Below are 11,233 nucleotides of genomic sequence, written 5' to 3' on the forward strand. Positions count from 1 at the left end.
CGGGCAATCTTCATCTTGGAGGGATCGATAATGGATATGTCACGCCGCCAGGCTCTTGCAGGCGCCGCCGTGCTCGCCGCGTCTCCGCTCATGACGTCAGCCCCCACAAAGGCCGCTGCGCCGCTTGCCGACAAGCAGGCGCCGAGCTTCTATCGCTATAAGGTCGGCGACGCCCAGGTGAACGTGGTCTCCGACGGCGCCAACACCTTCCCGCTGCCGGACGGCTTCGTCCTCAATGCCAAGAAGGACGAGGTCAATGCTGCGCTCGAGCAGGCTTTCATGCCGAAGGACAAGATGACCATCAACTTCGCGCCGCTGGCGATCAACACCGGCGGCAAGCTGGTGGTGGTCGACACCGGCAACGGCCCGGGCGCGTTCGCGTCCAGCAAGGGCAATGTCGGCCAGTTCGCCACCAATCTGGTGGCCGCGGGGCTCGACCCGAAGGCGGTCGATATCGTGGTGATCTCGCACTTCCACGCCGACCATATCAACGGCCTGCTCACCGCCGACAACCAGTCGGCGTTCCCGAACGCCGAGATCCTCGTGCCGGCGGCCGAGTGGAAGTACTTCATGGACGACGGCGAGATGAGCCGCGCTTCCGGCGAGCGGATGCAGGGCGTGTTCAAGAATGCCCGCCGGGTGTTCGAGGCCGGTCTGCAGAAGAAGGTCACGCCCTATGAGTGGGGCAAGGATGTCGCCCCGGGTCTGCTCGCGGTCGAAGCCGTCGGCCACACCCCGGGCCACACCTCTTTCGTGTTGTCATCCGGCGCCGACAAGGTGTTCATCCAGTCCGACGTCACCAACCATCCGGCGCTGTTCGTCACCAATCCGGGCTGGCACCTGATGTTCGACCAGGACCCCGCCCAGGCCGAGACCACCCGCCGCAAGGTCTACGACATGCTGGTCGCCGACAAGATGCGGGTGCAGGGCTTCCACTATCCGTTCCCGGCGAACGGCTACGTGCAAAAGGACGGCACCGGCTATCGGCTGGTGCCGGCGCCGTGGAGCCCGGTGATCTGAGGCTCGCGACTTAACCTCTCCCCGCGTGAGGGGAGAGGTCGACCGGCGAAGCCGGGCGGGTGAGGGGGCGTCTCTCCGCGGTCGAGCGCATCGACTCGCCGCCTGCCCCTCACCCCAACCCTCTCCCCGCAAGAGCGGGGCGAGGGAGCGCGCTGCCGATGTGGCCGCACTTCGCCCCGAACTCGCTCACCCGCATCCGCACCTGATCGAGATGCGTGAACAGGCTGACGTGTTCGCCGGCTTCGATCGCCATCAGTTCGCCGCGGGGCGCCCCGTTCGCAACGCGGCTCGCGTGGGCGAACGGCACGACATTGTCGGCGGTGCCGTGAATCGCCAGCAGCGGCGCTGTTAAGGCCGAAACGTCGATTGCATCCATCTCCGCGAAGTAAGCCGTATCGCTGACCGTGCCGGGCAGGCGCTCGGCCATGCGGGTGAATACGCTCGCCCGCAGTTCGCGCAGCATCGCACCGGCGGCCGGATCGGCCAGCGTCAGCGCACGCAGCGCTGGATCACGGATCGAGCGGCGGGCGGACTTTTCCGGATCGCGAAGTGCCGCCCAACGCAACAGGGCGACCAGCGGCGGCAGGCGGGCTATCAGTTGCATCATTGGCAGCCGTGCGCGGACCTGCTCGGGTACGTCGAGCGTGCCGGTGCAGCAGGAGATCAACACGACACCAGAGCTGCGCCTGGGATAGCGCAGCGTGAAGTGCAGAGCAGAGGGACCGCCTGCCGAGACGGCGATGACCGTCGCCCTCCCGATCTTGAGCGCGTCAAGCAGCGCCGCATAGAGATCGGCTTGGTCTTCGGGCGTCGCGCCGCTGCTCTGCGGCGTACCTAGATAGCCCGGCCGCGATAACGCCAGGATGCGATATGGCGGATCGTCGCCGAGCGCGGCGCGGGCCAGTAACAGGCTCTGGTCGCAGCCGCCCATGCCGCCGTGCAGCGCGAGGATGGCGGGGCCGGTGCCGCGGTCGATCAGTTCGATCGGGCCACAAGCGGTGGAAACAACAATGGGAGTGGGCGGAGGCGCGCGCAAAGCCGCGCGCCCGCCGGATACGGGAGCAGACATGATTGCCTCTTCAGAAAAGCGCGGGCGGTGTCAGGCGGCGAGGCGCGGGGCGAGGTGGCGGATTAGCGCCAGCGCCTCGGCCGGTGGCCGCTGCTCGATGCGGCGATAGATCCGGCCATCGGGCGTGCGCGTCATCAGGCCTTGGTCGCACAGTGCGCGGCGCAGCAGCGCGTGGTCGCCAAAACTGTGATGGCCAGCGAGCAGCGCCGTGAGTTGCTTCTCGCTGAGCTCACGGCCACGCGGAATCCGCGACCACAGCACCCAAAGCCCGAGTTCGGCGTGGCTCGCTTTCGACGGCCAGCGCAGCAGACTGCCGGCGGCATCGAAATGCCGCGCGACGCGCTCGACGCGCTGATGATCAATCGCCGGCGTCGGCTCCGGCTCGCGTGCGAGACGGTCGCCGGCTTCGTGCTGGGCGCGAAAATGCTGAAAGTTGCGGAAACCGGCCGAACGCGCCAGCAGGTTCAGCATTTCGACATGGCCGAGCTTGTGGCCCTGGGCGTCGAGCTCGCGATTGAGTGCGCGCGCCAGTGCGGAGACATCCTGGGCGGAGTAGGGGAAAACAGTGCGGGTCATGACCTCATCCTCGATCGTGCCGAACGGACAAGTCGATGGTCGCTGACTTTCGACGCGGCACGGGACAAGTGTCTGCCGATCAGAAAACGTGGCAGGTTTAGCTCCCCTCGCGGGGCAGCGACGCCTTGGTGAACTGCCGACCAGTGCGCGGGGCAATACACCTTCGATGATGGCTTTGCAAGCAGTGCGTGTAGTCCCGCAGCGGTCGGCGAGCGAGCGACATCGGGAACGTGGGTCGCTATCGTCAGCTGAAGGCGTCGAAGGACCTCATGTCGACGGCTCGCCGGGAGCGATGGTCTCGCTCCTCGTGGCAAGCTGTCCGGACTGGCGCGGCGTCAGCCCAAAGCGCCGGCGGTAACAGGTCGAGAAGTAGGATTGGCTGGTGAAACCGCATTCATAGGCGACCTGGCCGAGGTTGACGTGGCCGGCGCCGCCGTGCCGGACGATCAGTTGGCGGGCACGCTGCAGCCTGAGTTCAAGCAGCCGCTGCCCGAACGATGTGCCGTGATAATGAAAGATCTTGTGCAGGTAGCGCACCGAGATCTTGTGCTCACGAGCCGCCTGATCGGGAGACAGCTCGTGATCTTCGAGGTTGTGCTGCAGGAACTGATCAATCCGGCTGAATAGGGAAGACGCCAGCCTCTGCCGGACGATAGTGCCGTCCTTCGGCGACTCCCGCAGGTCGAGCATCAGACAGATCAGATCGATCACCGATTGCTGCAGTCTGTCGGCGTGCTCGCCGGGCGGGAGGCTCAGCAGTTGCGTTCCAAGCGTCGCGACAACCGGAACGAGCTTTGAGTTTCCGATGTTCATCGTCGCGCAAAGCCCGTCGATGCCCTTGACCCGATCGATCAGCAATTCGCGGTCGATCTTGATCGTGATGTTCTCCGAGCCGTCGGGAACGTCGACGACATAGTCTTCGGCAGAGTTGAGCAGAAAGACGGCGCCGGGCATGGCCAGCCCCGAACGCCCGCGCTGCTCGAATTGCAGGCCCTTCCGGGTCGGAAACAGAAATACGAAGTCTTCGGACTGGTCGATCTTGGCCGACTCCTTGCGCCTGATCACGCGCTGGGCATCCGCCTTGAAGTTCGACACGCCCATCGACCCGAACTGCACGTCGATCAGTTCGCCGACCACCCGATCGTCCTGGCGGGCCTGAATATCGAGGCGATAATAGACTTCCGCCATCGCCTGGCGCCATGCGGCGATACTTTCGGAGCCGGACAGGGAGCCGGTCGAGTAGTGGTTCCTCTGACTCATCGCGGTGACCTCGAACGAACGGGTAGGCCTTCGCACGCAAGAACTATGCCGCTGATTAGCGGCTCGGAGAAGCTTTGTGTTTAGCAGTGCACTGGTCTTGTAGAGACAGTGCCTTCCAGTGAAAGACCGGCTTCCGATCAGCTACCTAAGATGTCCTCATTCTTGAAACAGCGGCGCCCGTGGGGGACGCCTGTCAGGAGAGGTCTTATGGTCGGCAAGGTCTCACGTCGTAAATTGCTACAACTTGCGTCAGCCGGCACCGCAGCTGCCGCATTTCCGGCTCCTTTCGTCTCCGGCGTGACGCGCGCGGCGTCGGCCGATCCGATCCTGCTCGGCGTCCCGACTGCCCAAACCGCCCAGGCGGGCGTTGCTGATCATCAGGACTATCTCAACGGCACGACGCTGGCGCTAGAGGAAATCAACGCCGCCGGCGGCGTGCTCGGACGTCAGGTGAAAGCAGTCGTGGTCGACATCGATCCGCTGTCTCCGGAGAGCGGCCAGGTTGCAATCAACAAGCTGATCGACGCCAAGGTGCATGCGATGTCCTGCGCCTTCGTGTTCACGCCGATCCCGGTCGCGGATGTCTCTGCGCGCTATAAAGCCCCGCTGCTGTGGGGGCTGACGCAGCGCAACATGACCGACCTGGTCGTCAAGCAGCCCGACAAATACTCGCACGTCTTCCAGACCGACCCGTCTGAAGTGCATTACGGGCACACGTTCCCCGTGTTCCTGAAGGCGATGAAGGATCAGGGAACGTGGAAGCCGCTGAACAATGGCGTGCACATCGTTCAGGAGCAGATCGCCTACAACCAGACCATTTCCAAGGCGTTGCAGGCGTCGCTACCGAAGAGTGAGTTCAAGCTCGCGGGCATCACGGACATCCAGTATCCGGTCCAGGACTGGGGTCCGGTCATCCAGGAGATCAAGAAGATCGGTGCCGGCGCGGTGATGATCGACCACTGGGTGGCGGCCGAATATGCGGCCTTCGTCAAGCAGTACAGCGCCGACCCGCTGAAGGGCGCGCTGGTGTATCTGCAATACGGCCCGTCGCAGCCGGAGTTTCTGGAGCTTTCCGGTCCCGCCGCGGAAGGCTTCGTCTGGAGCACGGTGCTCGGTGTTTATGCCGACGAAAAGGGCAAGGCGTTCCGGGCCAAGTACAAGAAGCGTTTCCCCGGCATCATGGGGCTTTGCTACACCGGCAACGGCTACGACACGACCTATTATCTCAAGGCGGCCTGGGAAGCGGTCGGCGATCCGTCGAACTTCAAGGGTGTCAGCGACTGGATCCGCAAGAACTCGTATCGCGGCGTGTGCGGCTTCATGAGCATGGACAATCCGTATCAGGAATGCGCGCACTATCCGGACACTGGTGACGCGATCGGGGCGGCCGATCTCGAGAAGGGCATGGCCCAGCTGTTCTTCCAGGTCCAGAACGGCGAGCACAAGATCATCTATCCGGACGTGCTCGTCGAGAACAAGCTGCAGAAGGCGCCGTGGTGGTAACGCCGGGTCGATGACGATGGCGGCATCGGCAATCTTCTCCTGTGACCGGATCGCGCTCGATCTCGGCGGCCGGTCGATCCTGCGCGACATCTCGCTCGACGTGAAGCCGGGCGAGGTGATGGGCATCATCGGGCCGAACGGTGCGGGGAAGACCAGCCTGTTCGAAGTGCTCTCCGGCCGGATCTCGCCGAAGAGCGGCACGGTGATGTACGACGGCCAGGACGTCACCGGACTGCCGCTGCACAGGCGGGCGCGTCTCGGCATCGGGCGGACCTATCAGACACCAATCGTGCCGGAAGACATGACGGTCGCGCAGGTGCTGAAAGCCGCCCGGCAGGCCTATCGGCCATATCTGACGCCGGACGACGCCGAATGGGGAGCCGGCCTGGTCGGCTTTCGCATTCCCGGCGGCGCGATGGCGGATCGGCTCGATACGCTCAACCGCCGCAAGCTGCTGATGACTTGCCTTCTGATGCGTCGGCCGTCGGTGCTGCTGATGGACGAGCCCGCCGCAGGATTGATCAACTCCGAGATCGATGAGCTCGACGACATCATGCGCGTGCTGGCCAAGGAGCTGAACATCGCGATTGTGCTGATCGAGCATCGCATGGAATTGCTGGACACGATTGCCGACAGAGTCCTGGTGATGGACGCCGGCGAGACCATCGCCGAGGGGCTGCTGTCCGAGATCCTGCAGAATCCGCGCGTCAAGGCGGCGTACTTCGAAACCGAAACCGGCGGAGGGCTGCACTGATGGCTGCACCCGAAACCAGTGCGGCGCGTCCCGCGGTCCTGGACGTCAGGGGACTGTCCGCGGGGTGGGGGCCGATGCGCGTCATCCATGACCTCGACCTCACCGTTTTCGCCGGCGAGCGGATCGGGCTCGTGGGCTTGAATGGTCACGGCAAGTCCACCCTGTTCCAGGCGATCGCCGGACTGACCGGCTGGCAGCGCGGCTCGATCAAGCTCAACGGCTTCGAGGTCGGCCGCACCCGTAGCCAGGGGCCTGGGCGCTACACGCACCTCATCGTCCGGCGCGGACTGGCGTTGATCCCGCAGGGCGACGAGATCTTCCACGGCCTGACGGTGGAGGAGCATCTCGACAGCGGCGCTTTCACCAAGCGGGCCTGGGCCGAGCGCGGGCTGCGCAAGAAGCGCATTCTGCAGATCTTCCCGCCGCTGGATAAGCTGATGAAGACACCAGTCGGGCGCCTGTCCGGCGGCGAGCGCCGCATGGTGTCGATCGGCCGGGGCCTGATGTCCGATGCCGAATTGTTTCTCGTCGATGAGCCGTCGCTCGGGCTGGCGCCGAAGATCGGCCGCTCGGTAGTCGAGGCCTTGATGGCGGTCGAACTCGGCGGCTCGGCGATGGTGATTGCCGAGCAGAACGTCGCGCTGCTCGAGGGCAGCGTCGACCGCATCATCGGCATGCACGCCGGCAAGCTCAAGGGCGAGGCTTCGGCATCCAAGACCCTGACGACGGAGCGCAACTGATGAACTGGGGCTTCATCGTCACCAACGCGATCACCTTGGCCTGCATCTACGGCACGCTGGCGATCGGAATCTCGGTCACCTGGTCGAGCCTCGGCCTCGTCAACATGGCCTACGGCTTCGTCTTCGCGCTGTCAGGCTACGGCGCATGGCTCGCGAGCGTGTACATCAGCCCGTATCCGGTGGTCGTGATGGCGGCCGGCATTCTGACGGGCGCGATCGGTGGGCTGATCGTCTGTCTGCTGGCTTTCATCCCGATCCACGACAAGCCGAACTTCCCGCTGCGCGCGCTGATCGCAACGCTCGCCATCAGCCTGGTCGGCAATCAGATCCTGCTGTGGTGGTTCGGGCCACGGGCGAAGTCGCTGCCGCGGCTGTTCGGCAACTGGAACGCGGACATACTCGGCGTGGTGGTGACGTCCGACAAGCTCGGCGCATCGCTGTCGGCGATCGTGCTGCTGACCCTGATCCTGCTATGGATGCGCTCCAGCCGTCGCGGCCTCGAGATCCGCGCGATGATGATGAACCCTCATGCGGCCTCGATCGTCGGCATCGGCGTTCGCCGCACCAGCATCTACGTGATGGCGTTGACCGGATCGCTGGCAGGTCTCGCGGCAGTGTTGTTGGCGCAGACCTATTACGTCGCGCCGTTCAGCGGCATCACGCCGATGATCAAGGGGCTCAGCATCGCGCTGGTCGGCGGTCTCGGCAGCATTCCAGGCGCCGTGATCGGCGCGATCATGCTCGGCGTGAACGAGTCGCTGACCTCGACCTTCCTCGGCGGCCAGTACGTCCTGATCACGCAATTCCTGCTCATCATCGTGGTTCTCCTGATCCGCCCGCGCGGCATCTCTGGAATTCTCGACAAGGCGCGCGAGGCATGACGATGACCGATACGACAGCTCCGATCTGGATCGACCCGACCGACTCCCAGCATCCGGAAACCCCGGCGCGCGAGGTGGTGACCAACCCGTATCTGTCGCACCAGGTCACCTGGGACGAGACCAAACGGTTCCGGCCGAAAATGTATCTCGTCGGTCGCCTGCGCTATTACTACAAATGGCCCGGCCACGGCGGCTCGCTGTGGACCCGGACGCGCTACTGGCCGACGCGCCGGCGCGTGCTCAATATTCGCGGCGAATACAATCCGAAGACGATGCGTCGCGAGAAGACGATCGTCGACAAGCGTCCGATCTGGTGGATGCTGGCGCTTGCGGCGTTTTTCCTGATGCCGCTGTTCGTGCCGGTGAGCTCGTTCAACACGGTGATGTCCGCAGCCTCGGTGTTCGCGATTTATGCGGCCATCAATCTGTGCTGGATGCTGGTGGTCGGCACCGCGGGCATCTTCTCGCTCGCCACCTATGCGGTGGTCGGCGCGGCGGCTTACGGCACGACCTACATGGCGATCATGCTGGGTTTGCCGTGGTGGCTGCTGCCTCTGGCAGGTGGACTGATCGGTCTGGCCTTCGGCGTCCTGATCGCATTGCCGGCGATGCGGCTCGACGGCTTCTACTATGCGCTGCTGACCCTCGGCGTCGTCGAATTGTGCCGTGTCTATGTGGTGCAGTCGCGCCAGTTCGGTTCGGCGACCGGCGGCCTTTACGGTGCGCCGAGCTATCTCCCGGCTGGGCTACCCCAGACCAATCGCCTCGTGCTCGGCTATTATGTCGCGCTATTCGTCATGATCCTCGCACTGGTCCTGTACCGCTTCGTTGACGGCAAGCGGCTCGGCCGGCTGCTGCGGATGGCGCAGGAGAAGAAGGAAGGCTTCGCGCAGGCCTGCGGCGTGGATTTTATTCGAGCGCGCATCATGGTGTTCCTGATCTCCTCGGCAGCGCTCGGCTTCATCGGTGGCTTCTATGCGACGCATTTCGGCGGCGCTTCGCCGAACCTGTTCTCGTTCGACACGCTGCTGCTGTCGTTGGCGATGCTGGTGATCGGCGGCATCGGACGCGCCGAGGGCGCGGTCGCCGGCACGCTGATCGTGGTATTCATCGACCGGGTGCTGATTGATCTCGGTCCACTGCGCTTCGTGCTGATCGGCGCGATCATGCTCGGCGTCGTGCTGTTTCTTCGCGGCGGCATCTTCGGCATCAAGTCGCAGTTCCGAGCCTGGCGCGACAAGAAGAAGAGCGAGAGGCGATCAACCCGAGCCGAGAAAGGGGGCGAGATGTTGCCCGAAGAAGCCACCGAAGTGGAAGACAAGGATCAGGTGTATTTCCGCCGCTTCGACAAGATGCAGCGCGACTTCCTCAAGCGCCTGGTGTCGGACGCCGTGATCGCCGAGCACAAGTCCAAGCCTCTCGGTCAGCACAGCGAAGCGCTGGAGCGTCTGCTGATCTATTTCCGCCGCCAGGGCCAGATCGACAAATACGCCATCATGGTGCTGGAGGAATTCAAGGCCTACCGCATCGTCGCGCTGTCCGGTCACCGCGGCACCGCGCCGCGCATGGTCGAGGACCGCAACTACGAGACGCCCGACGAGGCCTATCACGCGCTGTTCCTGCGCCGCGTGCAGGACCTGCTCGAAACCTGAGACCCGTTCAGATCAGTCGCCGGAGAAGCCAACCACCATGGCCGAGAAGAAGATATTTGGATACGCGGACAAGATTTCGGTCAAACCGGGCGACGACATCTCGTTCTACGTGCACGCGGACGGCACCGATGTGGTCGACGCACAGTTGGTACGTCTGATCCATGGCGATGCGCATCCGGCCGGCCCGGGCTACAAGGAGGAGGAGATCGCCTCCGAGGCCAACGGCGTCTGGCGCGTCCGCAAGCAGTTCACGCAGGTCGGCTCGTTCCTCACGGTGGCCGATCCCGAACGGCGCCTGGCGCTGGACGGCAGCTTCAGCCTGTGCACCTTCGTGCATCCCAACAATCCCGGCGGCGGGCGGCGGCAGTGTCTGCTCGGGCGGTGGGATGCCTTCGGCAATCGCGGCTACGGGTTGTGGCTCAACCCGGACGGTTTTCTCGAATTCGGCTTCGGCGACGGCGGTGAGGTTGACTATCTCGATGCCGAAGTGCCGGTGCTGAAGAACAACTGGTACTTCGTCGCGGCGACGTTCGATGCCAAAACAGGTGTCGCCACGCTGTATCAGGAGGGAGTCTCCACCCGCTACAATTCGCTGTTGAGTAAGGTCGCGAATGTCGATTTCCGGTCGCATGTCCGTGAGACGCTGCGGTTCCGGCCGGTCAACCCGCCGGAAGTCCCGTTTCTGCTGGCCGGTGCGCGCGATCACCACACGCTGCGGGGCGATTTCGTGACCCAGTGCCTGAACGGCAAGCTGGACCGCCCCGCGGTGTTCGATCGCGTGCTGACGCGTGCCGAGCTCGACAGCTACCGTGACAGCGGCGTGCCGCCCCAGAATGGATTGGTCGCGTTCTGGGACACGACGCAGGGCTATACCGAACGCGGCATCGGCGATCAGGTGATCGATACCGGCCCCTATGCGCTGCATGCGGTCGGATACAACCGCCCAGTTCGCGCCCAGACGGGCTTCAATTGGCAGGGGCGGGACGATTGCTTTCGGCTGGCGCCACAGCAATACGGCGGCATCGAGTTTCACGACGACGCCATCATCGATTGCAAATGGGAGCTGACGCGCTCGATCAAGGTGCCGGACGTCAAGAGCGGCGCCTATGCGTTCCGCTTGCGGACTGGCGACGCCAAGGGGATGCGCGAGGAATACATCGTGTTCTTCGTCCGGCCGGTTACGCCGAAAGCACCGATCCTGTTCCTGGTGCCCACGGGAAGCTATCTGGCCTATGCCAACGAGCATCTCAGCTTCGATGCCGAAATCATGCAGCCGCTGGCCGGCCAGTCGCCGATCCTGTCGGAAGTCGACATCGAGTTGTACCAGACGGCGGAGTTCGGCCTGTCGCTGTACGATCATCACGCCGACGGGGCAGGGGTCTGCTACAGCACCTATCGTCGGCCGATCCTGAACATGCGGCCGAAGGCCCGCATGTCATCGATGGGCGTGACCTGGCAGTTTCCTGCGGACCTGTCGATCATCGCCTGGCTCGATCACATGGGTTACGACTACGAGGTGACGACCGACGAGGATGTGCACCGCGATGGCATTGAGGCGCTAAAGCCCTACAATGTCGTGCTGAGCGGGACACATCCGGAATACATCTCGGAAGAGATTTTGGACGCCACCGAGGATTACATCGCTTCCGGCGGCCGGTTCATCTATCTCGGCGGCAATGGCTATTATTGGAACGTCGGCTACCACAGCGAAGATCCGTGGTGCATGGAGGTGCGCAAGCTGAACTCCGGCATGCGTGCGTGGCAGGCGCGGCCCGGCG

At 64.1% G+C, this 11,233-nt stretch carries 10 protein-coding genes; 7 read left to right on the top strand and 3 right to left on the bottom strand.

Features of this window, described 5'->3' with window-relative positions; all coding sequences use genetic code 11:
• Positions 1–30: 30 nt before the first annotated feature.
• A complete protein-coding gene (locus ACOJTD_RS15775) occupies positions 31–1,020 on the top strand; it encodes an MBL fold metallo-hydrolase (protein WP_420133840.1) in 990 nt (329 codons plus the stop codon).
• A 109-nt stretch (positions 1,021–1,129) separates the two neighbouring features.
• On the opposite strand, the gene ACOJTD_RS15780 is transcribed toward ACOJTD_RS15775, so the two are convergent.
• The 3 genes from ACOJTD_RS15780 to ACOJTD_RS15790 form a co-directional block, all read right to left on the bottom strand.
• Positions 1,130–2,089, bottom strand: a complete 960-nt coding sequence (locus ACOJTD_RS15780) for an alpha/beta fold hydrolase (RefSeq protein ID WP_420133841.1) — start codon at positions 2,087–2,089, stop codon at positions 1,130–1,132.
• A gap of 30 nt (positions 2,090–2,119) precedes the next feature.
• Positions 2,120–2,665 carry a DUF2087 domain-containing protein gene (locus ACOJTD_RS15785; RefSeq protein ID WP_420133842.1) on the bottom strand — a complete coding sequence of 182 codons (546 nt, stop codon included), beginning with the start codon at positions 2,663–2,665 and terminating at the stop codon, positions 2,120–2,122.
• A 267-nt stretch (positions 2,666–2,932) separates the two neighbouring features.
• Positions 2,933–3,925 carry an AraC family transcriptional regulator gene (locus tag ACOJTD_RS15790; protein WP_420133843.1) on the bottom strand — a complete coding sequence of 331 codons (993 nt, stop codon included), beginning with the start codon at positions 3,923–3,925 and terminating at the stop codon, positions 2,933–2,935.
• Between the two features lie 207 nt (positions 3,926–4,132).
• On the opposite strand from ACOJTD_RS15790, the gene ACOJTD_RS15795 reads away from it, so the two are divergent.
• The 6 genes from ACOJTD_RS15795 to ACOJTD_RS15820 all read left to right on the top strand — a co-directional run.
• On the top strand, positions 4,133–5,428 hold the full coding sequence (locus ACOJTD_RS15795) for an ABC transporter substrate-binding protein (protein WP_420133844.1): 1,296 nt from the start codon (positions 4,133–4,135) through the stop codon (positions 5,426–5,428).
• A 16-nt stretch (positions 5,429–5,444) separates the two neighbouring features.
• On the top strand, positions 5,445–6,182 hold the full coding sequence (locus ACOJTD_RS15800; RefSeq protein WP_420133845.1) for an ABC transporter ATP-binding protein: 738 nt from the start codon (positions 5,445–5,447) through the stop codon (positions 6,180–6,182).
• A 74-nt stretch (positions 6,183–6,256) separates the two neighbouring features.
• A complete protein-coding gene (locus ACOJTD_RS15805; protein ID WP_420133846.1) occupies positions 6,257–6,922 on the top strand; it encodes an ATP-binding cassette domain-containing protein in 666 nt (221 codons plus the stop codon).
• The gene (locus ACOJTD_RS15810) at positions 6,922–7,803 is read left to right on the top strand and encodes a branched-chain amino acid ABC transporter permease (RefSeq protein ID WP_420133847.1); all 882 of its coding nucleotides are present in this window, start codon (positions 6,922–6,924) and stop codon (positions 7,801–7,803) included. Before ACOJTD_RS15805 ends, ACOJTD_RS15810 begins: the two co-directional genes overlap by 1 nt.
• Entirely contained in the window at positions 7,800–9,455 is a 1,656-nt protein-coding gene (locus ACOJTD_RS15815) for a branched-chain amino acid ABC transporter permease (RefSeq protein ID WP_420133848.1), read from the top strand. Before ACOJTD_RS15810 ends, ACOJTD_RS15815 begins: the two co-directional genes overlap by 4 nt.
• A gap of 37 nt (positions 9,456–9,492) precedes the next feature.
• Positions 9,493–11,233: N,N-dimethylformamidase beta subunit family domain-containing protein (locus tag ACOJTD_RS15820; protein WP_420133849.1), on the top strand; the 1,741-nt coding region annotated here is incomplete at its 3' end.

The sequence above is a fragment of the Rhodopseudomonas sp. genome (genome assembly GCF_048594845.1).
In the GTDB taxonomy this organism is placed as follows: Bacteria; Pseudomonadota; Alphaproteobacteria; order Rhizobiales; family Xanthobacteraceae; genus Rhodopseudomonas.